Below are 25623 nucleotides of genomic sequence, written 5' to 3'. Positions count from 1 at the left end.
ACCGTGCTTCGCAGACGGTTTTTAAGGAAATTTAGCACGCTCTCTTGACAACTTAAAACAAATATGACATTATATTATTAATAGACAGACAGTCAGTCTGTTGTAAGGAGATGTACAAATGAGGATAGTAAAAGAAGCTGAAGAACGCAGGAAAGAAATACTTGACGCGGCGGATGAGCTTTTCTGTCAGAAGGGCTTTGACGGCACAAGCACAAACGATATTATCGAAAAGGTCGGAATTGCGCGGGGAACACTATATTACCACTTCAAGTCGAAGGAGGGCATTATGGACGTGCTGATTGAGCGATATAACGTCCGTATTTTAGGCGCGGCGCAGAAAATTGCCGCAGACAAGAGCATGCCCGTAAACAAGCGCATTATGCGCGTTGTAATGGCACTGAACATAAGTGGCGGAAGCGGCAAGGAAATTATGGAGCACATTCACAAGCCACAGAACGCGCTTATGCATCAGAAAATACAAAAGGTAATATTAAACGGTGTTACGCCGATACTGACGGGAATAATCTGCGAGGGCATTGAGCAGGGACTGTTCAGCACGCCGTTCCCGTATGAATGCGTGGAAATGGTTATGTCATATACAAATACCGTTTTTGATGATGATATGGTTAAAATGACAAGCGCGGAGCGCGCTTCACGCATACAGGCGTTTGTTTTCAATGTAGAAAGGCTGCTCGGTGCCGAAAGTGGAAGTCTTATGTACGTTATGCAGATGTTTGGTAGCGGAGATGGAGGCAGCAATGAATAATTCGGGAAAATCCTTCGGAAAATTTCTGATTATCTGGCTGGGGGAACTGATATCTAATATCGGTACTGGAATGACGGCCTTTGGTCTTGGAGTGTATGTGTGGCAGCTGACACATTCAGCGGTGGATGTCTCAATGGTGGAAATGGCGGCGCTTCTGCCGATGATTTTATTAAGTCCGGCTGCGGGGGTTCTTGCAGACCGATTTGATAGAAGACTGCTCATGATACTGGGAGATATTGTATCAGCGTTTGGGCTGATTGTTATGCTGGGGCTTATGAACAAAGGGCATATTCAGGTGTGGCAAATCTGCCTTTGTGTGGGATTTAGTTCAGCATTTGTAGCATTGCTCGATCCGGCATATAAAGCAACAATTACGGATTTACTGACAGAGGATGACTATGCAAAAGCAAGTGGAATGGTGTCAATTGCATCCTCTTCCAAGTTTTTGATTTCACCGATTATTGGCGGTTTAATTCTGGCAGCTTCCGGTATGGAAGTGATACTTACCATTGATATTCTGACTTCTGTTGTAACGGTTGTTGCAATCTTTACCGTAAGAAAATCTCTTGCGGTAAAGTCACAGGTTAAGAAAGAAATGAGTTTTTTCAAGGACTTAAAAGAAGGATGGCAGATTATTATCCAGGCTAAAGGAGTCATGCTATTAATTATACTTGTTTCCGTCTTAATGTTTTATATGGGATTTATTCAGGTCCTGTCAAAACCAATGATCCTATCCTTTGCCAGTGAGAAAACAACTGGAATTCTGCAGACAGTAGTTGCCTGCGGTATGATGGTGTCCAGTATCATGATTGGTAGTGGAATATTAAAGAGCAAATATGTAAATGTCATGGTGGCAAGCTTTATTGCGAGTGGTATTACTATGGCAGGATTTGGTGCAACGACAAGCATGACCGTCATTATTATTTCTGGATTTTTATTTTTTGCTTCGCTACCATATGCGACTGCAAGTATTGATGTTCTCATAAGAAAATCCATTGATAATGATAAGCAGGGTAGGGCATGGGGACTTATTTCTTTGATTTCACAGCTGGGATATGTAATTGCTTATATTTTGGCAGGTGTTCTTGCAGATTATGTATTTAATCCAGCACTGGTAGAAGGCGGTGTGCTGGCGGATACTGTTGGAAAAGTCATAGGAACTGGTGAAACAAGAGGAATCGGATTCTTACTAATCCTTGCCGGAATAGGCCTTGTAATTACGGCACTGATTGTATCTAAATCAAAGACTATCCGTGGAATGGATTCCAAGAAAGAAGCAGAAGGTAGTTTGGAGGCAGAACAATCATTTAATGATGAGAGCTTTCGAAGCAAAGATATATAGTCAGAAGGAGAAAAAATAATGTTTTTTAAAATTGTAAAGAATGATTTCAGCAGGAAGAAAATCATAACTGTGACAGTATCTGTGTTTATAACCATGGCAGTTATTTTAGGAGCTAGTGCAACAAATATCATTGCAAATCTGATTCAGTCGATGTCCCAGTTGCAGGAACGTGCAGTCCCAGCTGACATTACTCAGATGCATTCCGGAAAATATGATCAGGCAGAAATCGATAAATTTACGAAAGAGCAGCGTGAGAATATAGCGAAGCAGGAGACGATGGTTCTTCTGGATTTTGATGGAGGGAATATCCATTTTGGCAAAAATAAAACGATGGCTGGAACGGTACAGGATATTTCATTTGTTGTACAGAATAAGAAATTTGATTTTATATTGGATCTGGATAATGAAAAGCTGGAGGTAAAGGCAGGTGAAGTGGCGGTTCCCATCTACTTCATGGAAAAACATGACTTGAAAATAGGTGATCCGATTACGGTGAAAAGTGAAGGATACCTGAAAGAGTTTGTCATTTCAAATTATGCAAGAGATTATGAGATGAACTCTTCCCTTACGTCTTCGAAGCGGTTTGTTATTAATCAGGCGGACTATGATGAAATGATTGAAAAGCAGGCAGGGGAAGTGGAATATCTTATTGAATTTAAACTGAATGAAAACGGGGATTCTCAGGCTGCTTTGACTGCATATATGGTTGCAGGTCTTCCGGCAAACGGTCCGACAGTGGTCGGAAAGATATTTATGGTGTTTAATGCTATGTCAGATGCGGCAGTTGCGATGGTAATTATACTTATCAGTATTCTGCTGATTATTATAGCGACCTGCTGTATCAGACTTACCTTTCTGGCAACTATTGATGAAGATTTAAGAGAAATTGGTGTTATGAAAGCGATGGGAATATCTAAAAAGGATATAAAGAAGGTATATCTTATCAAATACAGGGTTATGTCAGTAGTAGCCGGTATAATAGGCTATCTGCTTTCCTTTGTAGTGGTAAATCTGTTTAACGGTAAAATGAGACTTTATATATCTTCGGATTTATCAGGAAACTTAAAATATGTACTATCTCTTATAGTTCCATTATTTGTATATTTTATAATTGTGATGTACTGCAAGAAAGTGCTGAAAAAAATAGATAAGATTTCTGCGGTGGAGGCATTGCGTTCAGACATCATGGAACGTGGAAAGAACCGGAAATACAGTTTTCCACTGCTTAGCAACAAATTCCTGCGCACCAATGTTTACATGGGAATTAGGGATGTATGGAAGCGTTTCAAATTATACAGGTTACTGATTTTTATTTTTGCTGTATGTACGGTTATTGTAATTCTTCCGTTAAATATGTATAACACCATGAACTCACGGTCATTTTCCACATACATGGGAATAGGAAAATGCGACATGAGAATCGATCTTCGAAAGACAGATACGATTACAGAAGATTTTAAAAAGCTGCAGGAAGAGTTGAAGAATGATTCGGATATTGAAAAGTATGCGGCCTACATAACATGTTCATACCAGGTCAAAAATGCGAAAGGTTCCTGGGACTATATTAATATTGAAACCGGAGATTTTTCTGTATTTCCATTAAATTATGTGGAAGGGAGAGCAACGAAGGGTGAAGGGGAAATCTCAGTTTCCTATGCAAATGCGTCAAAAGACGGATTAAACAAGAAAGTGGGAGATGAAATAGTAGTAAAGGCTTTCGAGGCAGAGAAGACTATGAAAATATGTGGTATTTATCAAGATATTACAAATGGTGGTAAAACATCGAAAGCGGATACCAGTCTTGGTTTAAATGAAGATGCCGTTCTTTGGTATATTGTGAACATGGATGTGGCTAAAGGTGTTGATATTAGAAAGAAAATGAACTACTATCAGAATACCTATGATTCTGCGCAGGTAAATGATATCAAAGAATATACTGGGCAGACTCTTGGAAATATCATTGATCAGATGAGCATAATTGTTATAGGCTCAATCGCAATTGCAGTAATAATTGTTATACTTATAACTGCATTATTCATTAAGATGTTATTGTCAAAGGATATGTCCCAGATTGCAATCATGCGGTGTGTGGGATTAACTTCTAAAAATGTTAAACATAAATATATGGCAGGAACTTTGATGGTACTGATATTGGGAATCATACTTGGAGTGCTGGCTTCTGATTATTTAGGGGAGTTTCTTGTAAGTTTGGCAATGTCGCCAATGGGGGCTGCAAGAATTCAATTTGTTAATGTTGCATGGCAGACCTTACTGCTATGTCCGTTAGCGTTGATTTTAGTAGTTGGAGTTACTATATCTGTGTGTTGCACGGTAACAGTAGAAGATGATTTATCTGTAACTTTAAGAAGTTAGAACTGCTGAAAAATAAGGCATTCCGGGATGTCACTGTGGATATAGACTTTGATTTGAATATTTTACATTGGAGGAATATATATGAGCAATATATTGGAAGCTAGAAGTATGAACAAAAAAGTAGAGTTATGGAAAGACAATGAGCTTCATATCTTAAAGGATGTAAACTTTGCGATAGAAAAAGGTGAATTCGTTACGGTCATGGGGCCATCTGGAAGTGGGAAGTCAACACTGCTATATAATGTAAGCGGTATGGATAGAATTACTTCTGGCAGTGTGAAATTTAAAGGCAGTGAAATGGTTGGACTAAAAGAAGAAGAACTGGCGAAGATTAGGCTTAATAACATGGGATTTATCTTTCAGGATATTAATCTTTTAAAGAATCTGTCAGTGATTGACAATGTTATGTTTCCTGCCTTTGTATCAAAAGATGCGGATAAAAATATGGTAAATCAAAAAGCAAAAAAGCTACTTAAAATGACAGGAATTGAAAAGCTTGCAGATAATAATATCATCCAGGCATCTGGTGGACAGCTGCAGAGAGCCGGCATCTGTAGAGCGCTTATAAATGATCCGGATATCATATTTGGAGACGAACCGACCGGAGCATTAGATTCCAATTCGGCAGCAGAGATTATGTCAATTCTTGCAGGGATAAATAAAAAAGGAACAACCATAATGCTCGTTACGCATGATGTAAAGGTGGCAGCAAAAACCGAAAGAATATTGTATATGGTAGATGGAAATATAGTTGCACAGAAGAAAATGCGTAAATACGATACGCAGCATGACGATATTAAGGAAAGGGAAGAAAGCATTATGAAATGGTTAGTGGAAAATGGATTCTAATTTTTCATTGGCATTCACATAAAGTTCGTATAGAAAATTTATTAGGTAAGTTCGAAATGAAAAGTTCTTAAGAATGTATGTAAGGAAAGACTTAAGATAATTCATAAAGAAAGTTCCTGATAAAGAAGAAAGATAACTATTTGAATAAAGGAGCTATTGATATATGAATTTTTATTTCGCACCTATGGAAGGGTTGACTGGGTACATTTATAGAAATGCCCATAACACTTTTTTTAATAATATAGATAAATACTTTTCACCTTTTATTGTTGCAAATCAAAGCGAAAGTTTTAAAACTCGGGAATTAAATGATATTTTGCCTGAAAACAACCAAGGACTAGTTTTGATTCCACAATTACTAACCAATAATGCAAAAGATTTTATTCATACTTCAAAGAAGATAAAGATGTTAGGATATAATGAGATCAATTTAAATTTAGGATGTCCCTCTAGAACTGTAGTTTCAAAAAATAGAGGATCTGGATTTCTTTCAAAAAAAGAAGAACTTGATGTGTTTTTAGACGAAATTTTCTCTCAATCGATAACAAAAATCTCACTAAAAACCAGGATAGGAAAAGACCGACCTGAAGAATTTTATGATTTAATTGAAATATTTAACAAGTACCCTATAGAAGAGCTTATTATTCATCCAAGGATTCAAAAAGATTTTTATAAAAATAAGCCTAATCTGAAAATCTTTAAGGAAGCCTTGAATTTAAGTAAAAATCCTGTTTGCTATAATGGTGACATTTTTACAATCAAAGATTACAAGGAGTTTTCAGCTGATTTCCCTAATGTAGATACTTTAATGTTTGGCAGGGGATTATTAGCCAATCCTGGACTGAACAGCTACATTACAAATAATATTAAACTTGAAAAAAAATTGCTGAAAGACTTTCATGATAAAATTTATGAAGATTATAAAAGAATACTCTTTGGAGAGAGGAATGTCTTGTTTAAAATGAAAGAATTATGGTTTTATATGATTCCGGCGTTTTCTGATAATGTAAAGTATGCAAAAAAGATTAAGAAATCAGAAAGATTATATGATTACGATGAGGCTGTTTCAAGCTTGTTCAGAGAACAGGATGTTTTAGAAAATTGAGCTGAAAGTCATTAAATTATAGGTTAGAATGGAATAAATGCACACCGCTACGGATTTTGAACTTAGGGGTGTGCATTTTTAGCGTACTCATCATGAATACGATATAAGATCTCAATCATTCTTATTGCTAATCTACCAGAAAAAGAATATTGCAAGCCAGCAAGTTCTGTTAAATCAGTGAAGCACAGAAAGAAAATATTATATTTTTATAGGTTATCTAAAAAAAAGTCTTATGTATTTAATTTCCTATTATTCCATAAAACATTAGGGTTTGCATATCTTGAATATATTTATCGGAAACCTTACTATAATTAACATTACTTTCGGCAATTGATATTATCTCTATAAATCTCATAATTGTATCAGTTGGAATTGTCTTATCTATGGTTCCATCATCTTTACCTACTTCAATATAATCCCTAAATAATTCAAACTTATTTTTGTTTACACTCTCTGTAATAAGCTTAATTAGAACTTTATCATTTAGAGCCTCCAGGGTAAAATATTCACTTAAAGATTTACTTATGTAATTAGAACATAAAGAAAGAGCCTTAAGTATTTTTTCTTTAAAGTTCATATCGGTATAAAGCAATTTTCTTGCGGCCTCTAATACATCTCCCATAAGAGAATTAACACATTCAGCGACTAAGGCATCTTTATTCCCAAAATAATTATAGATTGAAACTTGTGATACATTGGCTTGGGAAGCGATTTCTTTGATATTTACATTTACAAATCCTTTTTCTTTAAACAACCCATTAGCAGCATTTACTATTGATAACTTTTTTTTATTTGTTCTAATCTCATATTTATTCATTTGGACCTCCAATACGTAAGTTTTTATTCAATTATATCATAACAGTTTTGAAATATAAGATTGATATTTCAAAACTATTGAATTGGGAATAATTAAATGTTATAGTTAATTTGAAATATGTACATATGTATTTCAAAACTTTAAGTGAGGTGGATGTATTGAAAAATGTAATATACTACTTTAGTGGAACGGGAAATAGTTTAGCTATAGCAAAGCATATTGGTAAATATTTAAAGGATACTGAGGTTGTGCATATTTTAGCTTTAAATAACTCTATAGAAATAGATAGCAGTTATGAAAGAATTGGGTTTGTATTTCCGGTGTATGAATTGTACATGCCAAATGTAATGAAGGAAATTTTAAATAAACTTAAGTTCCAATCTAATCAATATGTTTTTGGAGTAGCTTCTTTTGCAGGTTCTAGAGGGATGGCATTGCAACAACTTAGGGAGATAGTAGATAAAAATGGTGGAAAACTAGCTGCTGAATTTAAAATAAGAATGCCTGGAAATTGGATTGTGGAATATGGTGGATTTCCAAATTTTCTTTGTAAGTTTCTATACAAAGGAGAAGGTAAAAAAATAGTAAAGATTATTTCAATAATAGATAAAAGGGAAAGAACAGCAATAATAAAAGCAAATATATTAGCTAAATTATTTAATAAAAATTCATTAGAAAGATTAGCAGCTCTGAAAAGTAGAGATGGCGAATTTAAAGTAAATAATAATTGTACACATTGTAAGATATGTAAGAGCATTTGTCCTATGGGTAATATTACAATGTTAAATGATATTCCTACTTGGAATAATAACTGCGAACAATGTATGGCTTGTATTCAATGGTGTCCAGTGAGAGCTATTGAATACTCCAATAAGAATAACAATAGAAAGCGTTATTCGCACCCGGAAATAAAAGCAGAAGACCTTATGCTAAATAAAGTTAAGGAAATAAAGGAGTAGATTTATGAAGAGAGATGGGGCGAAAAGAGCAACTGGATAATTTTTATATGTAAAAAATATTAGTGAAATATAGGGTTGTTTTTAATAGAAATATGTAGTGGATTTTAAAGGTTGTGCTTCGCTCCCATAAATCCTGAACAGAGATGCTCAGGATTTTTTTATGCCTTAATTTAAAACATAAACATAGTAGTCTGTAATACTCCATTAATTAACAAAAGTGTGCACTGAAATAGTGTACGGTTTTATATTTTTATATATAAACTTTAGTTTTTCGTAAGAAAATCGTTAAAATTAAAAATTTATTTTAATATAAAATCTAACTATAGAATAATTAAGGAGTTGGAATTTATGAAGATGAAAGCAAAAAAAATTATGATAATATTATTAAGTACTATGTTGATAAGCTCAGGGTTACATAGTAATAGTTTTGGAAAGGAAATAGAGAAGAAACATTTAGAGGTGAATAACAGTCAAAATTTACAGCGATTCACAGATGATTTTTTCAAGAAGAATATGGAGAAGCATTCAATTGCAGGAGCAGCTATAGCTGTTGTAAAGGATGGAAAAGAAGTATTTAAAAAAGGGTATGGGTACAGTGATATAGATAAGAAAATATCAGAAGATCCTGATAAGACTACTTTTCCAGCAGCATCAGTGAGTAAATTATTCACTGCAACAGCTATTATGCAACTGTATGAAGAAGGCAAAATAGATTTGAAAAAAAATATTAATGAGTATATAAATCATTACAAGGTTATTAATAATTATAAGGAACCAGTGACTTGCGGTAATTTATTAACTCATTCTAGTGGAGTTGACGAAGCTAGTGAACTTAATGGCACTACTTTAGATGAAAAATCCATACAATCACAGGAATATTATATGGATACCCATATTCCTAAGGTGGTAAGGGAGCCTAACACTGTTAGTAGATATTGTAACGAGGGGTATAACCTTCTAGGATATATTGTAGAAAAGGTATCTGGTATTACTTATGAAGAATATGTAAAGAAAAATATATTAGAGCCATTAAAAATGAATAATAGCTTAGTTAGATTAAAAAATAATAATACAGCTAAGGGTTATGGGTACGGAGGAATAGGCGGAGACTATAATGAAAGTCCTTTAGCTTATCAATATACTTCCGGATCTTCAGGGATAAATGCAACAGTTAAAGATATGGAAAATTTTATGATAGCTCACTTAAATAATGGAGAGTTTCAAGGAAAGAAAATTTTAAATGAAAAAACATCAACAATAATGAAGGATAAGCAATTTTCAAATGACAGCAGCTTACCTGGAATGGGCTATGGATTTATAAGAAGCAATAGAAATGGACAAGAAATATTAAAACATGAGGGTGCATTACCATCAGGTAGTACTACTACATTATTTTTAATGCCAAAGGAAGGTTTAGGGTTATATATTGCAACCAATTCAGTAAATTCACTTCCATTTAACTTTGAAGAAGAGTTTTTAAATAAATTTTATCCTACCACCAATAATAAGTTTAATGAAATAAAGAAAAATTCAATTAAAAATTTTAGTAAATATGAAGGAACATATAGAAACTATGATGGGATATCAAAAAGTAACATTATGAAGATCGGTTTTTTATTTGACCCTTCTATGAATATGAGAATTATAGCTAATAAAGACGGTACATTAACTCTTAAGGAGTATACTCTTGCTAAACAGAAAATCACTACAACTCTTGTTGAAAAGGAAGATGGAGTATTTGCAAGGGAAGATGGACGAGGAGATTTTGCATTTAAGATAAATGACAGTGGTAAAGTAACTTATGCATTTAATGATGTAAGCCATAATTCATTTGAAAAGATAAGTTTTTTTGATGAAGTAAATTTTAATATAGCTATATTTGCTATAGCTATGATTATGTTCGTTATTAATATAATTGAGCAATAGTTTTGTTTATAAAAAGGAGGTTTAAACAAACAGGGTGCAAAAGTTGTAGGGGCATAAAATTAATTAGAACAGCAAACTTAGTTATTAGTGCGTTTAATGTAGTTGGAATGCTTGGTGCAACTATAATGGCAATGACTATGATTAGTACTAATGATTTTACCTTTGCATGGTTACTTTATACTTTTTTAGGATTTCTAATAGTATCAACGGCTTTAAGTATTTGTGGATTAATTATTTTAATATATAATTGGGTTAAAAAGAGAGGAAGAAAAGCAGAAAAAATTTATTTTACAATCATAACTATAGTTAATTTTATTTTCATATGGTTCATATATTACTTTGATTTTTTAGGATTTAAAATATAACCTGAAACATCAATTATTTTGAAATATGGTACAATTTTATTAAAAACAGGTATTTGATGGGAGAAATAAGCGCTATGTTTAATGTACTGATTGTAGATGATGAAGTAGAAATAATTGAACTTATGGAAGTATACCTACTAAATGATGGGTATAAGGTGTTTAAAGCTACAAATGGGGTAGATGCACTTGATATAATTAATGAAGAAAAGATTCATCTTGTGATTTTGGACATAATGATGCCAGGAATAGATGGGTTGCAGGTTTGTATGAAGATTAGAAAAGAGTATAATATTCCAATTATAATGGTTAGTGCAAAGGGTCAAGACATTGACAAAATACAAGGATTATCTACAGGGGCAGATGATTATATGGTAAAGCCATTTAACCCAATGGAACTTATTGCTAGAGTGAAAGCTCAAATAAGAAGATATGTATATCTTAATGAAAATCACAAACCGTTTGACGATGAAGATATTATTGAAATAAAAGGGATTACTATAAACAAAAGAAATCATAAAGTTAATTTATTTGGTACAGAGTTAAAATTAACTCCAAAAGAATATGAGATATTGTTGCTATTGGCAAGTAACGGTGGGAAAGTATTTAATGCTGAGGATATCTTTAAAGAAATTTGGAAAGAAAAATATTTTGAAGGAAATAATACTGTTATGGTTCATATATGGAGATTAAGAGAAAAGATAGAGGATAATCCCAAGGAACCTAAAATAGTAGAAACGGTGTGGGGAGTGGGATATAAAATTGAAGAATAACAGTATTAAATATAATATACTCCTAAATTTTTTTACAGCTACGATAATGTCTATAATATCAACATTAGTAGGAGTTTTTTTAGTAATTATGTGGCTACATATTTTTTGCCAAAGTCTCTATATGAAATTTATTAATGATTATAATACAAATAGTTCAGTTATGCTGGGGATTAGTATAGGAGTGTTTGTGATTTTTATAGTGCTGATGTGCTTAATATTTATCAAAAAAATGAATAAAATCACTGATTATATAGAAGAAATATCACAAAATTTAAAGATAGTAGCTAATGGAAATATAGATATAAATATACCTATCAGAACAAAGGATGAGCTGGGAACATTAGCTTCAGATGTTAATAAAATGGCATATAGCATAAAAGAACTAATGAAAAAAGAAAGACAGTGGGAAAAGCAGAAGAATAACCTGATTACAAATTTATCTCATGATTTAAGGACTCCGCTTACTTCTGTTATTGGATTTTTACAGTTGATTGAAAAGAAAAATTATAAAAATGATAATGAGTTGCATCATTATTGCGAAGTTTCATTAAGTAAATCAAAGGAATTAAAGAGTTCAGTGGAACAACTTTTTGAGTTTACAAAGATATGTAATGGAGATGTAAATTTAAATAAATCTAATATATATTTACACCAATTAATAGAACAAGTTACCATTGGTTTTATACCGGCTTTTGAAAATAGTGGTATGGAATATAGAATATCTTCAAAAGATGCAGGTTTAATAATAGATGGAGATGCTATTTTATTAGTTAGAGCCTTTGAAAATATAATATCTAATGCAATTAAGTATGGTAGTAAGGGGAAATATTTAGATATAAATATAGGGAAAGAAAATAATATGGCTGTAGTTAGCTTTGTAAATTATGGAGATATAATAGAAGAAGAGAATTTGAAGAATTTATTCCAAAGGTTATATAGGGTACAAAGATCTTGTAATAAAAAAGATGGAACTGGACTTGGGCTTGCAATTGTAAAGACAATAGTAGAATTACATAATGGTAATATAGAGGTTGCAAGCTCTAAGGAAAAAACAGAATTTAAAACAAAATTACCACTTGATCAATAGGAACAGAAAATAGTAACTAATACCTTTTTTAACCTAGTTCTTGTTTTACTATATATTATTTTTTTATAAGAAGTTATGCCTTAAATTTAAAGGATTAAACAATAGAATTAAATGCATAATTTTAATATGGTTAGTCTCTATGTTAGGTTTATCTCCATTAACTTTATTAATAATAAAGTATTGTAATTTAATGATAAATGGATACTACGCAGCAGTTAATCACCTTAGGGGAGCCTTGGACTTTTTCCAAGGCTCTTATTTTTTTAAAAATATTATATGAGGTAACGAACCTAATATAATAACTTCTTCAAGATAGGTTAATATTAATTCCTTGACAGTTGTTTCTAAAGCATCGATATCCTTTTTTACGGGCCTCTAAGTGTTCTTTATGAGTAAATTTTGTAATATATTTAATTATAAAAAGAATTTTGTGGCTTAGAGGGGGAAAAGATGAATACATTAAAGCATTTATCTAAAGTTTTTGAGTCATCGGAGGAAATTATTTTTGACGATTCCTCCAAGATTGTTTTAATGAGTGATTGCCATAGAGGTGATGGAAACTGGTCAGATAATTTTTCGAAGAATCAAAATATTTATTTTGCGGCCTTAACTCATTACTATGACGAACACTATACTTATATAGAGATTGGTGATGGAGATGAACTTTGGGAGAATAAAAGACTTTCTGACATTAAGAGGGTACATAGCGATGTTTTCTGGTTGCTATCTAAATTTTATAATGAAGATAGGCTTAATTTTATTTTTGGAAACCATGATATAGTAAAAAGAAACGATAAATTTGTAAAAAATAATTTATATAAATATTTTGATGAACTCAAGAAAAGGTATATTCCTTTATTCGATAATATTAGGCTCCATGAGGGGATAGTATTGAGGCATAAAGTTACTAATGACAAAATCTTTCTAATACACGGGCATCAAGTGGACTGTCCAAATGATAAAATGTGGAGATTGACCAGATTTTTAGTAAGGTATTTATGGAGACCTCTTAACTTCTTTGGAGTAAATGATCCAACTAGAACAGCACAGAATTATCATAAGAAACAAGTAGTAGAAAAAAAGCTTATTGAATGGGTAATAAAAGAAAAACAGATGATGGTCGCAGGACATACACATAGGCCTATGTTTCCTGAAGTAGGTGATCCTCCATATTTCAATGATGGAAGCTGTGTTCATCCTCGATGCATAACAGCAATGGAAATTGATTTTGGTAATATCAAACTTGTAAAGTGGTATGTTAACACAAAGAAGGACGGAACTTTATTCGTAGACAGCGAAGTACTTGCAGGACCAAGAAAATTAAAGGATTACTTTGACGCTTAGAGATAATCTAAGTAACTTGCAGGACCCTCACTAATTAGGAGGCCACTGAAAAACTATATGAAAAATCGTCATCTAATTAAAGATGGCGATTTTTTTATATAAAAGACTAAAAAACAAAAAGGAATTTTAAAAGATATGTCGAATTAGTATAGTAGAATAAAATAAAAGGGGCTAAACTATTATGCTAAAAGGACAATTGGAAATAAAAATAAATACATACCATAGCTTATATTCGTTAATTATTCCGAAAGATAACATTTTAAAGCAAATTAATGACCTTGTTGACTTTTCATTTGTTTATGACGAATTGATGATTAACTATAGTTCATCTATGGGTAGAGGTGCTATTAACCCCATAATGCTATTTAAATATTTACTTTTGAAAGTAATATATGAATTGTCTGATGAAGATGTTGTTGAAAGAACTCTTTATGACATGTCCTTTAAATATTTTCTAAATTTAGCCCCAGAAGAAACAAATTTAATAAACTCAAGTACACTAACTAAATTTAGAAAGCTTCGCCTTAAAGACATGAATTTATTGGATTTATTAATAAACAAGACTGTAGAACTTGCTATAAAAGAGGGAGTTTTAAAAAGTAAAGCAATAATAGTTGATGCTACGCATACCAAGTCACGTTATAACCAAAAGTCAGCAAGCGAGGAATTATTGAAACGTGCAAAAAACTTAAGAAAAACATTGTACGGAGTACATCCTGGTATTAAAGAAGAGTTACCTAATAAAGTTACAACTGGAGTACTTGAAGATATTCTTGAGTACTGCAAATTATTAATTGATACCATAAACGAGAAGCCAGAAACTGCAGCAAATCCAGCTGTGAAAACTAAATTAAACTACTTAATGGAAGCTATTAATGATGACTTAGAAAATCTAAAAATATCAAAAGATGAGGATGCAAAAGTGGGGCATAAAACTGAGGATAGTTCTTTTTTTGGATATAAATCACACCTTGCTATGAGTGAAGAACGTTTAATTACAGCAGCTGTTATTACAACTGGCGAAAAAAGTGATGGAAAGGAGCTCATAACCTTAATAGAAAAAAGCCGTGAGGCTGGTATAGATGTAAATGAAGTAATTGGAGATACAGCTTATTCTGAAAAGAAAAACCTAGAATATACAAAAGAAAATAAAATTGCATTAATTTCAAGACTAAATCCTGTAATTTCACAAGGAATGCGAAAAAAAGAAGATGAATTTGAGTTTAATAAAGATGCTGGTTTATTTGTATGTCCGGCAGGTCATATGGCTATTAAAAAAGCAAAACAGGGAAAGAAGAATGTTGGTAAAAATCAAGTGCTAACCTACTATTTTAATGTAGAAAAGTGTAAAAATTGTGTTCATAAAGATGGGTGTTATAAAGAAGGCGCTAAATCTAAAACTTATTCAGTTTCAATAAAGTCAAATACTCACAAAGATCAAATAGAGTTCGAAAAAAGTGAATATTTTAAAAAACGAGCTAGGGAACGTTATATGATAGAGGCTAAAAACAGTGAACTTAAGCACCAACATAGCTATGATGTAGCAATATCGTCAGGCTTAATTAGCATGCAAATGCAAGGTGCATTATCAATCTTCACTGTGAATCTAAAGAGAATAATTAAGTTGAAAAGCATGAAATAGGGCTTTTAAAACTTAATTATAAAATAAAAAGCATGAGATATCCCAAATATGGATATCTCATGCTTTTTCTATTCAAGCTTGAAAACTCTACTAAATAAAGAGTGCTTTTTTCAGCGGCCTCCTAATTAGTGAGGGTCCTCTTATGGTTTAATTTCGGGTATTAAGGTTTTTAGTCTTATCTTCCCCAGGGCTATTGTCAACGTACTCAACTAATTTTTTAATATTTCTCTCAGATAAAGTCTTATATACAAATCTGCCAGTGGCTTTAAATTTAACAAATAAAAGGTACATATTATCAGTTTTTAAAAAGCATTTCCATAAGTCGAAGAAATCTTCTCTCGAAACTTCATTCCACCTAAATTGTATAACAGTAACACTATTTGTATTTCTAAAAAATTGTCTGTATAAACTATCGCTAAAGGGAATTTGTTAATGGCTAGGCTATTCAAGTCTTAAAATATCGTATTCCTTATCAGAAGGGGATATTTTTTGAAAAATTATTCTATGTATATTTAATGTTAATTAAGTACATCATTATCTATAGGAACTACATTATGTTGAATTTATTTCCTGTAAAAATTATCTGATTGTAATAGTAATAATTTAATTAATGTTGCAGCTTGATCGAGATGATAATTACGAAGGTGATGATTTAAGCTGAAAATGGGTTAAATGGTTGGAAGTAAGTAAATGTTTAAATACATTATAAAATAAATGATTAATGAAAGGACATAATATGAGAGAAATAATATTGCACTGTTTTCAATGGAAAATCTCAGATATAACTAGAATTTTAGATAAAGTAAAAGAGTGTGGCTATACATCCATACAGGTTACTCCCGTGCAACCTTGCAAAAAAGGAGATGAATGGTGGACATACTATCAACCGCTATCATTTAAAATAGGTAATAGAAGTGGAACAAAGGAAGATTTAACAGAATTATGTTATAAAGCTAATAAAATAGGAATTAAAATCATCGTTGACGTAGTGTTACGACATTTAGCGGGTGATGAGAGTGGAAAGCTAATACCAAGTCAAACCGTAGATCAAAACCTACGAAATAACCCTAAATTTTGGACTAACGCAAAAAATACAGTAGATTATGGCAATAGAAATGCAATAGTTAACGGTGCTTTTGGATTACCAATGCTCAATTACAATGATGTAGAATTACAAAAAATTTATATAAATTTTTTAAAAGAACTAAAGAATTGTGGAGTGGGTGGGTTCAGAATCGACATGGGTAAGCATTTTGCATTAGAAAGTGAAGGAAGTTACTTTTGGACAAGGGTATTTGGTGAATTTAAAGATATGTTCAACTATGCTGAATGTATTGAATCCAGTAAAGAACTATTAAACAAGTATACACCTTTTATCAATGTGTTAACTGATGGTGATGCAACTGACCAGAGCAAGATGGTTATTTATGTAATGTCCCATGACACCGAGGAAAGCTGGGGATTTACTAAAAGCATGGATGATAATGTGATAACATCAAAATGGGGTTTACTATTAAAAAATCATAAAGAAAGTAATGTATTATTTTATATTAGGGCATATTCAGATTTATGGAAAATGGAAAATATTAAAAATATTAATTTGGCAAGATAAATGACTGCTATGGTTATTTTTGAAATTAGACTTGCTTTTAAAAAACTTGTATGTAAAAAATGATTAATAGAAAAAAGGGACTTTAAGGAGAGGGCGGAGGAAGGTTTGTCAATATGAGGAGACTATGATAGTATATAAGCATATAAGGAACTCCCTATATTTTTTTTTGTGAATTTTAACTTTGTAATTTCTATTCTTATGAAGTTGTAAAAAGAAAATTGACAATAATTCTTATATATTAGAGTTAACAATAACGAATGGAGGAAATGAAATTATGGCTGATTTGCCAAATTGCCCAAAATGTAATTCAGAATACACTTACGAAGATAGAAGTATTTTTGTTTGCCCTGAATGTGCTCATGAATGGACTTTAGAATTAGAAACAGAAAGTAGTGAAGAGAAAAGGATTATCAAAGATGCAAATGGAAATGTATTAAACGATGGTGATTCTGTAACAATAATCAAAGACCTTAAAGTAAAAGGAAGTCCATTAGCCATAAAAAAAGGTACAAAAGTAAAAAATATACGGTTGGTTGATGGAGATCATAATATTGATTGCAAAATTGATGGGTTTGGAGCTATGGAATTAAAATCTGAATTTGTTAAAAAAGTATAAATCATGGTTTAATGTAATAGAACCGAAATAGTGAACTTCACCCCATTGAATGATTATAACTAAAAAAGTTGTAAAATTCATCTGATGGGGTGTTTTTATATATAAATACTAAAAGGAGAATAAGTTTAATAAAATGATTCCATCCTTATTATACTTTCTATTTTGTTGACGTTTTCTAGTTCTTTTATTTTTTCTAATGAAATTCTTATGTTTTTTTCTGAACTTTTATGTGTAATAAATCCTAGTGGTCCATGATCATCGTGCCTTACATCTCCAGTAACGGACATAATGCTGACATTGTTTTTCCCAAATATTTTCGCTGTATCTCCTAAAACTTCTACTGTATCTTTAACATTAAGTCTAATATAGAATTCTGATTCATTTTCTTCTGATTTTTTCACTTCTTTAAAATCAGTCTTGTCACTTAGGTCTAATAAGTCATAAGGATTTACATTATTCCTTAATATGGATATTATATCACCTACAACTGCACTTCCAGTTGGAAAAGCTCCAGCGCCTTTTCCATATAGCATTAACTCTCCAACTGCATTTCCTTTTATCATAATAGCATTAAATGCATCGGCTACATTTGCCATTGGGTGGCTCGAAGGTATTAGGGTTGGATGTACTCTTAGCTCTAATTTGTTATTTACTTCTTTAGCTATTGCTAAAAGTTTTATTGAATAACCAAGTTTTTTAGCATATTCTATATCTATGTCACTAATACTTCTTATTCCTTCTCTATAAATACAATCATGATCTACCTTAGTTCCAAATGCTAGAGAAGACATTATTGCAAGCTTATATACAGCGTCAAAGCCATCAACATCAGAGGTTGGGTCTGCTTCAGCATAACCCTTTTCTTGCGCCTCCTTTAGTGCTTCATCAAAGCTAATCCCATCCATTGTCATTTTGCTTAATATGTAATTAGTTGTTCCATTTATAATTCCAATTATCTGCTCAATCCTATTGGCTGTAAGGCTCTCATTAATCTCGCGTATTATTGGAATTCCACCAGCCACACTTGCTTCATAATAAAACAATACGTTTTCTTTCTCCGCTGTTTTAAATAACTCTTCGCCCCAGTTCGCGATAACTAATTTATTAGCAGTTACAATATGTTTTTTAGATTTCATTGCGCGTATCATATACTCTTTAGATTTATCGCATCCACCAATAAGTTCAACCACAATTTTTATACTTTCATCATTTATAATATCATCAATGTTATCTGTTAATAGGCCATTAGGTGCTTTGATATCTCTTTTTTTATTTATATCTTTTACAAGTATTTTAGCAACTTCTATTTCATAATTTGAACGTTTCATTATTTCTTTTCTATTTTCGTGAAGTATTTTCCATACACCCGTCCCAACATTTCCAAAACCTAAAATCGCTATTTTTACCTTTTTCATAATAGTTTTCCTTTCTAAACTTTAAAGTTATTCCTCCGTCATCTAAGGTGATGGAGGAATATAGTTAGGAACAAGACCTTATTTTGAAACCAGCTGCCAAAGAATTATTGACTTTTTATTGAACTGATTTTTCTAGAGCTTGCGTCAAATCGTATATAATGTCGTCGATACCCTCAACGCCAATTGAAAGTCTTATCAAATCTGAAGTAACTCCAGCAGATTTTTGCTCCTCTGCATTAAGCTCTGCATGAGTTGTACTTGAGGGGTGAATTACTAGAGATTTTGCATCTGCAACATTTGCAAGCAGCGAAAATAATTCTACATTATTAATAAATTTTTTTCCAGCTTCAAGGCCACCTTTTATTCCAAAAGTGAATATTGATCCTGCTCCTTTTGGTAGGTATTTTTTAGCTAAATCTTTGTATCTGCTCCCCTCAAGTTCAGGATAATTTACCCATGAAACATTTGGATGCTTACTCAAAAATTCAACAACTTTCCTAGCGTTTGTTACATGTCTCTCAACTCTTAACGATAATGATTCCAAACCTTGAAGAAATAAAAATGCACTTTGAGGGCTAAGCGTCGCACCGGTGTTTCTTAAAAGTTGAACTCTAGCTTTTAAAGCAAATGCTGGAGCACCTAAATTAGCATATACTATTCCATTATAGCTTTTATCCGGAGTTGTAAAATCAGGGAATTTACCGCTAGCGGCCCAATCAAATTTACCAGCATCAACTATAATTCCACCAATAGTAGTTCCATGTCCTCCAATGAACTTTGTTGCTGAATGAATAATTACATCTGCACCATACTCAATTGGACGGCAAAGGAAGGGAGTTGCAAAGGTATTGTCAATAATAAGGGGTATTTTATTTTCATGAGCAATATCCGCTACTGCCTCTATATCTAGAACATTTATTTTTGGGTTTCCCATTGTTTCAGCATAAAGTGCTTTTGTTTTATTCGAGATAGCTTTTCTAAAATTTTCAGGATCATCTGGATCAACAAATGTTACGTTAATTCCAAGTTTTCTAAGAGTAACATTAAATAGTTCATAAGTACCACCATATAGAGTGCTTGCAGCTACTATTTCATCGCCTGAATTTGCTACATTAAGTATTGCATAGAATGTTGCAGCTATTCCTGAAGCTGTAGCAAGTCCTGCTACTCCGCCTTCGAGAGCGGCTACTCTTTTTTCAAAAACGTCTGTAGTTGGGTTCATTATTCTTGAATATATATTTCCTTCTTCTTTTAATTGAAATAAATTTGCTGCATGATCTGCATTTTTAAAAACAAAAGATGATGTTTGATAAATTGGGACTGCTCTCGAGCCTGTAGTAGGGTCTGGAACCTGCCCTGCATGTACCTGTAATGTTTCAAAACTTAATTTTCGCTCACTCATATTAATTTCTCCTTTTATAATTATTTTTCAAAAAAAAGCTGCTCTCCTATAAGGAAAGCAGCATGATTAATTTTATTAAACAATAAAATTGTATCATAAAATTTGCTATCGTCCTTATCTTTCAGATTTTACAATCTGATGGAATTGACACCATTGCACTTCTTTTAAAAATGCTGGTTGTCGGGCATCATCGGGCCAGTCCCTCTGCCGCTCTGGATAAGTTATATTTAGTTGTTAGTATTTAGTACATTATTTATTTAGATTTTTGGGGAAGAAAAAAAGCTACTTTCCTATAAGGAAAGTAGCAATAGTTAACTTTAATAAACAATAAAATTGTATCATAAAATTTGCTAACATCCTTATCTTTCAGATTTTACAATCTGCAGGAATTGACACCACTACATTCGAATAAGAATGCTGGTTGTCGGGCTTCATCGGACCAGTTCCTCTGCCACTCTGGATAAGTTGTATTCAGTTATTAGTATTTAGTATATTACTCATAAAAACAATTGTCAATACTTTTTTAAAAGATAAAATTATTTTAATTATGCCCTTTTATAATACTATATGCTGCACTGAACATACCAAATAAAATGCCAACGATAGGGAATATAATCCAATTAATGTGCCATAGATTAAAAACTAATCCACTGACAAGGAAGATACAGATTGCTAATGGCCATACGATAGCAGCAACTGCACCAATAAGTTTATTATCTTCAGTTTTTTCTTTTGAAAAGTCACCAATCTGTAAAAGAATACTAAAACTCTGCTTAATATTTCCAAAATATATAAAGAGGAAAACGGCAATAGCAATCATCACAAGTAAAACAACTACTCCGTAGCTAGATGCATTGTCGCCAAAAGCAGATGATACAAAAAGTGCAACTGGTGATATGACACATATGCACACACCTGTTATTACAGATATCATATGGGTTGATGCAAAAGCATTATTTTTTTGATTTACAATTACTTTTACATGAGGAGGCAAATCAAAACCGCTTTGTAGATACTTGTATTTTTCTAGCTTTATACCGGAATAAATGAATAAAGCTATAGCAGGTACAAGTAGAATAAATAGTGGAATAATACCAAACATATCGCTGAAATTTTTTGAAATACCTTTACCGAGAATGCCATTATCTACGAGAGTGGTAATTAATATTAATATAGCCGTTGCTACAATACATAAAGAAACACCAATACCCAACAATAAGCCAGATCTCTTTTTTTCAGCCATAAAATTATCTGCATCTTCCTGTGTAATGGTTTTAAGTTTAACATCATCTTTCATATGTTCGATGCCGAGTTCATCAATTAATTCGTCAATATTGCCAAATTCTGAAATTACAATACCAATGGCCTCATTTTCTGATTTTCCATCATTCTTATTCTCGTTATATTTTTCTTCCATATTCCATAATAAATCGTTTTTTAATTTGACCGTCTGATTTGTTCTTGGTAGGACTTTAAACATATTATCTAAATAATTTTTTATAGTTTCCATTTTAATCCCTCTCCTTAATAAATTTATTAATAACTTCTTTTGTTAAGCTCCATTCTTCACATTTTTCTTTATAGTAGGTTAAACCTACGGGGGTGATTTTATAATATGTGCGTCTTTTACCAAAGGTTTCGTCTTTATAGAAAGATTCGATATATCCATTCTTCTCAAGACGGTTGAATGCTGAATAGAGTGTGGTCTCTTTCATAACATACTTCTCCTCTGATAATTTTCTGATGTTTTTTGATATTTCATACCCGTAGGATTCGCCATCTTGAAGCATAAAAAGAATAATCGTATCATTATATCCTCGAATTACATCGCTGCTTATCAAATTATATCCTCCTTTAATTTTACTGCATCTGTAGTACCTTGTCTGTCGTAGTAATTTAAGAATAACACAATTACTACGACAGGTAAAGCATTTTTTAAAACTTGCATAGATGTCATATTACAGTAAGTTTTGAAGATGGTACCTTATAGATTATTATGATAAACTATATACAGTAATAATTAGATTGGAAGGAATGGTGAGTTATGGACATAATATTTTTATTAAAAGCAATTATAATAGCAATAGTAGAAGGGGTAACTGAATTTATCCCAGTATCGTCTACAGGACATATGATATTGATTGGATGGGCAATTGGGTTTGAGGGAGAGTTTGTAAAGATGTTTCAAGTTGTAATCCAACTTGGAGCAATAATGGCAGTGGTTGTTTTGTATTGGGAGAAGATTAGCGAAAGTATAATAGAATTTTTTAAGTTTATATTTACTAAAGGAAAAGAGGGAAAGAAAGGATTCAGATTTGGGATAAATGTTATTACGGCATCTATTCCAATGGGAATTGCAGGAGTAGTATTATACGATAAAATAAAACTATTGTTTACACCAGAGGCTGTTATAGTAGGATTCATAGTTGGTGGATTATTGTTACTAATAATCGAGAAGAGAGTTAGAAACAGGGATCATAAAGTAGAAAATATAGATAGCATAACGCCTATACAATCATTTAAGATCGGTTTATTACAACTGCTTGCAATGTGGCCAGGAATGTCAAGAAGTGCTTCTACAATTATGGGCGGATGGATTGCAGGATTATCAACACCAATAGCAGCAGAATTTTCATTTTTCATAGCGATTCCAGCTATGATAGGGGCAACAGGAAAAGATTTATTTGAATTTGATTATTCTGTAATGACGAAAACATTATGGATTTCATTAATAGTAGGATTTGTTGTAGCCTTCATAGTATCTTTGATAGTTATGAAAAAATTTGTGGATTATTTGAAAAAGAAGCCAATGAAACTCTTTGCAATATATAGAATAGTAGTAGGTATTTTACTTGGAATATTAGTATTAACTAAGGTTATTGTTTTAATATAATCATAGAGAGTAAATAGCAAGTGGCATTCTTTCTTTATGAAACGGCAAAGGGAAAAAAATACATATGTATTAAGTGATATGAAGACGGTAGTAAATGTTTAGAATATAAATAAACAGTATTAAAATAGTGAGACCCTACTAGAATCAATGATTCTAGTAGGGTCTCTAATTATAAAGCGATAGTTATTTTGTGAGCTTAATTATTATATCCTTATGTTGAGAGTACTTGTTTAAAAGAACATCTCTTTTTAATATTTCAAAATCTTTAAAGTCAAAGCCGGGGGATACCATACAGCCAACAAGAGAGTAACCTGAACTATTCATAGCAGAACCAAAGATATAATTCTTAGGTACTAGGAATTGTGGGGTTTCTCCATTTTTTATATTAAGACCTAGTTGCTTAGTAGTAAGTTCTCCCTCTGGACTTATCATATATATTGTAAGAGGGGAACCTGCATGATAGTACCACATTTCATCTGATTTCAATCTATGGAAACTTGAAATTTCTCCATCTCTTAATAAAAAATAAATACTAGTCCAAAGTATTCTTTCACCTTCAAAGCTAGTTTTTAAATCATTGGAGCTAATATTTTCACAAGAGTCAAAGCTGCTTTTGTAGAAACCACCTTCAGGATGAGGTTCCATATTTAATGTGTCAATAAAGTATTGTGATGAGTGCATAATTTATCTCCTTTGTAAAAAAATGATTACACTTAATTATAATCAAATAGATCAGTAGTGACAAGGGTAGTTTCATTTAGATTATAACTATAGCAGCGTCAATACAAAAACTGTATTAGAAAATTCCAATACAGTTTTTGTATTTGTTTACTCAATTAATCCCAAAAACCATCATGAACATTTACGACATCTTGCTCAATTTCTTCAAAAGGGCCTTCAACATTAATATTCTTTTGTCCTTTTGCAAAGACATATCTGCAAGATAAATCAAAGGTTGGATTTATATCATTATTACCAGTAAGCTCTAGTAATCTTTTCTCGCTTATATCATATACTACTTCCCCCACATTACCCCAATATATTGCACCAGAACACATTACACATGGCTCGGCAGTTGTATATAAAGTACAATTCTATAAAAAGTCTTTTGTTTATTTGCAAAATATTTTTAGCTAGTTAAATAAAATCCTTTTTCTATCTTATTTTTAAAATATAAAACATTTGTAAGGTTTATTTAAGGTTAATGTTATCAAGAGATAAGATTAACCTTATATAATGTACCTATAGCAAGATTCACTTCATAATTATAATCTTACCGAAAAAAATAATTACTGAAGAGGAATACAAGGAGGCACAATATGATATATTGGGAACTTAAAAAAATATTAAAATTAAAAACTGGAATAATTGTAGCGGCGATATTTATTTTACTTTGCGGAGTAATGGCTTTTATAAAACCAGAGATGGAAACACAGAAATCACATAGAAATCAGCAATATGATTTAATTAAAGATACAAGGAAGGCAGAGGTAATTGCACAAGAAAAATTGGATGCAAAAGTAGGAACAATAAAGGAAGCCGCAAATAACCAGCAGAAGGATGAATTTAGTAAAGGTATTAAAGAAATATCCACCAAAAAGCTAAAAAGTATGGAAGGCGCCATGTATAAAGAAGTTAGTTTTTGGAAGGTATTCGATTATAGAGCGACCAATACGTTTATGGCATTCTGTATGGTGGTAATTCTAATTATAGTTTGCTGTAATACATATACGGATGAAATTGTTTCTACAGTAGAAAATTTGATTCTTACATCAAAAAATAAAAATAGAGCTTTATATTCAAAATTAGGACTTGGAATATTAATACCAACAGTTTTATATGGAGGGTATCTAGCAATTCAATTCATAGTGACAGCAATTCAATATGGCATGCCTACCAATGGGAAACTACAAGCAATAAGAATAATAGATAATCCTATTCTAGCACGGGATGCATATACCATAATTCAATTTATAATATATAAGATAATCATAATGATATTAATACTAGTTACTTTAGGTGTAATTGCATGTTTATGTTCATTTATAACAAAAAGTTCAATAGCATCAACAAGTGCGTTTTTAATTATTGTTATTACTCCAAAACTGTTAACTATAGTAAGAGTAATTCCAAGTAATGTTCAAATGGTATTAAGCAAGGTTAATTTTATAGATTTAATAGTCTATTTTCAAATGTTTGCTGGATCATATTGGGGAAATATAAAATTCTTTGGTATGAATTTTGATTTGATAAATCTTTGTATTGGAATACTTGAAGTGACTATACTGGCAGCAATTACATTAAGCATAATATCATTTAAAAAAGTATTAGTAAGATAAT

The 25623-nt window shown here is 31.9% G+C and carries 22 protein-coding genes, 1 pseudogene and 2 riboswitches; of the genes and pseudogenes, 16 read left to right on the top strand and 7 right to left on the bottom strand.

The annotated features are described in order from the left end of the window. Positions 1-118 precede the first annotated feature (118 nt). From KTC92_RS10465 to KTC92_RS10445, 5 genes are all read left to right on the top strand, one after another. Positions 119-766, top strand: a complete 648-nt coding sequence (locus tag KTC92_RS10465; protein ID WP_220287718.1) for a TetR/AcrR family transcriptional regulator — start codon at positions 119-121, stop codon at positions 764-766. Next, complete coding sequence (locus KTC92_RS10460) at positions 759-2108, top strand: MFS transporter (protein ID WP_220287716.1); 1350 nt, start codon at positions 759-761, stop codon at positions 2106-2108. The genes KTC92_RS10465 and KTC92_RS10460 overlap by 8 nt, the downstream gene beginning before the upstream one ends. 18 nt (positions 2109-2126) lie before the next feature. Then, complete coding sequence (locus KTC92_RS10455; protein ID WP_220287714.1) at positions 2127-4481, top strand: ABC transporter permease; 2355 nt, start codon at positions 2127-2129, stop codon at positions 4479-4481. An 81-nt stretch (positions 4482-4562) separates the two neighbouring features. Further along, positions 4563-5330 (top strand): ABC transporter ATP-binding protein, encoded by a 768-nt coding sequence (locus KTC92_RS10450; protein WP_220287712.1) that lies wholly within the window; start codon positions 4563-4565, stop codon positions 5328-5330. Between the two features lie 163 nt (positions 5331-5493). After that, positions 5494-6435, top strand: coding sequence for a tRNA-dihydrouridine synthase (locus KTC92_RS10445; RefSeq protein ID WP_220287710.1), 942 nt, complete (start codon positions 5494-5496; stop codon positions 6433-6435). 238 nt (positions 6436-6673) lie between these two features. On the opposite strand, the gene KTC92_RS10440 is transcribed toward KTC92_RS10445, so the two are convergent. Beyond that, positions 6674-7252 carry a TetR/AcrR family transcriptional regulator gene (locus KTC92_RS10440; RefSeq protein ID WP_220287707.1) on the bottom strand — a complete coding sequence of 193 codons (579 nt, stop codon included), beginning with the start codon at positions 7250-7252 and terminating at the stop codon, positions 6674-6676. Positions 7253-7410: 158 nt separating this feature from the next. Here KTC92_RS10440 and KTC92_RS10435 point away from each other — a divergent pair, with 158 nt between their 5' ends. From KTC92_RS10435 to KTC92_RS10395, 9 genes are all read left to right on the top strand, one after another. Then, positions 7411-8211 (top strand): EFR1 family ferrodoxin, encoded by an 801-nt coding sequence (locus KTC92_RS10435; RefSeq protein ID WP_220287705.1) that lies wholly within the window; start codon positions 7411-7413, stop codon positions 8209-8211. Positions 8212-8559: 348 nt separating this feature from the next. Next, positions 8560-10137 carry a serine hydrolase gene (locus KTC92_RS10430; protein ID WP_258280585.1) on the top strand — a complete coding sequence of 526 codons (1578 nt, stop codon included), beginning with the start codon at positions 8560-8562 and terminating at the stop codon, positions 10135-10137. Positions 10138-10139: 2 nt separating this feature from the next. Then, positions 10140-10502, top strand: a complete 363-nt coding sequence (locus KTC92_RS10425; protein WP_258280584.1) for a hypothetical protein — start codon at positions 10140-10142, stop codon at positions 10500-10502. Between the two features lie 74 nt (positions 10503-10576). Then, positions 10577-11272, top strand: coding sequence for a response regulator transcription factor (locus KTC92_RS10420; RefSeq protein WP_216302269.1), 696 nt, complete (start codon positions 10577-10579; stop codon positions 11270-11272). Further along, positions 11262-12359, top strand: a complete 1098-nt coding sequence (locus KTC92_RS10415; RefSeq protein ID WP_258280583.1) for a cell wall metabolism sensor histidine kinase WalK — start codon at positions 11262-11264, stop codon at positions 12357-12359. Before KTC92_RS10420 ends, KTC92_RS10415 begins: the two co-directional genes overlap by 11 nt. A gap of 450 nt (positions 12360-12809) precedes the next feature. Continuing rightward, positions 12810-13703, top strand: coding sequence for a metallophosphoesterase (locus KTC92_RS10410; protein ID WP_220287702.1), 894 nt, complete (start codon positions 12810-12812; stop codon positions 13701-13703). Between the two features lie 181 nt (positions 13704-13884). Beyond that, entirely contained in the window at positions 13885-15345 is a 1461-nt protein-coding gene (locus KTC92_RS10405; RefSeq protein WP_220287894.1) for an IS1182 family transposase, read from the top strand. Between the two features lie 721 nt (positions 15346-16066). Beyond that, positions 16067-16957: an alpha-amylase family glycosyl hydrolase gene (locus tag KTC92_RS10400; RefSeq protein WP_258280582.1), complete on the top strand. Its 891-nt coding sequence runs from the start codon at positions 16067-16069 to the stop codon at positions 16955-16957. 274 nt (positions 16958-17231) lie between these two features. Continuing rightward, positions 17232-17573: a zinc ribbon domain-containing protein YjdM gene (locus KTC92_RS10395; protein WP_165413571.1), complete on the top strand. Its 342-nt coding sequence runs from the start codon at positions 17232-17234 to the stop codon at positions 17571-17573. A 125-nt stretch (positions 17574-17698) separates the two neighbouring features. Here KTC92_RS10395 and KTC92_RS10390 read toward each other — a convergent pair whose 3' ends face one another. From KTC92_RS10390 to KTC92_RS10375, 4 genes are all read right to left on the bottom strand, one after another. Then, positions 17699-18988 carry a homoserine dehydrogenase gene (locus tag KTC92_RS10390; RefSeq protein ID WP_216302263.1) on the bottom strand — a complete coding sequence of 430 codons (1290 nt, stop codon included), beginning with the start codon at positions 18986-18988 and terminating at the stop codon, positions 17699-17701. 115 nt (positions 18989-19103) lie between these two features. Next, positions 19104-20390 (bottom strand): O-acetylhomoserine aminocarboxypropyltransferase/cysteine synthase family protein, encoded by a 1287-nt coding sequence (locus KTC92_RS10385; protein ID WP_220286973.1) that lies wholly within the window; start codon positions 20388-20390, stop codon positions 19104-19106. 111 nt (positions 20391-20501) lie between these two features. Beyond that, positions 20502-20613: riboswitch (SAM riboswitch) on the bottom strand. Positions 20614-20746: 133 nt separating this feature from the next. Beyond that, positions 20747-20857, bottom strand: a riboswitch (SAM riboswitch). A 74-nt stretch (positions 20858-20931) separates the two neighbouring features. Beyond that, entirely contained in the window at positions 20932-21900 is a 969-nt protein-coding gene (locus tag KTC92_RS10380; protein WP_220286974.1) for a permease prefix domain 1-containing protein, read from the bottom strand. Position 21901: 1 nt separating this feature from the next. Next, positions 21902-22231, bottom strand: coding sequence for a PadR family transcriptional regulator (locus KTC92_RS10375; RefSeq protein WP_165413575.1), 330 nt, complete (start codon positions 22229-22231; stop codon positions 21902-21904). 203 nt (positions 22232-22434) lie between these two features. On the opposite strand from KTC92_RS10375, the gene KTC92_RS10370 reads away from it, so the two are divergent. Beyond that, complete coding sequence (locus KTC92_RS10370; RefSeq protein WP_220286975.1) at positions 22435-23283, top strand: undecaprenyl-diphosphate phosphatase; 849 nt, start codon at positions 22435-22437, stop codon at positions 23281-23283. Positions 23284-23466: 183 nt separating this feature from the next. On the opposite strand, the gene KTC92_RS10365 is transcribed toward KTC92_RS10370, so the two are convergent. Together KTC92_RS10365 and KTC92_RS10360 are read right to left on the bottom strand one after the other, a co-directional pair. Continuing rightward, the gene (locus KTC92_RS10365) at positions 23467-23964 is read right to left on the bottom strand and encodes a cupin domain-containing protein (RefSeq protein WP_216302257.1); all 498 of its coding nucleotides are present in this window, start codon (positions 23962-23964) and stop codon (positions 23467-23469) included. A gap of 155 nt (positions 23965-24119) precedes the next feature. Next, positions 24120-24365 (bottom strand): annotated as a pseudogene (locus KTC92_RS10360) (nucleoside deaminase); the annotation flags it as partial. 237 nt (positions 24366-24602) lie between these two features. Between KTC92_RS10360 and KTC92_RS10355 the strand changes: the two are divergent. Continuing rightward, positions 24603-25622: a hypothetical protein gene (locus KTC92_RS10355; RefSeq protein ID WP_220286977.1), complete on the top strand. Its 1020-nt coding sequence runs from the start codon at positions 24603-24605 to the stop codon at positions 25620-25622. The last annotated feature ends 1 nt before the right edge of the window (position 25623 follow it).

Origin of the sequence: Clostridium sp. CM027, from assembly GCF_024730565.1 — a bacterium.
GTDB lineage: Bacteria > Bacillota > Clostridia > Clostridiales > Clostridiaceae > Clostridium_AD > Clostridium_AD estertheticum_B.
This window is presented reverse-complemented; position numbering and strand designations above follow the sequence as displayed.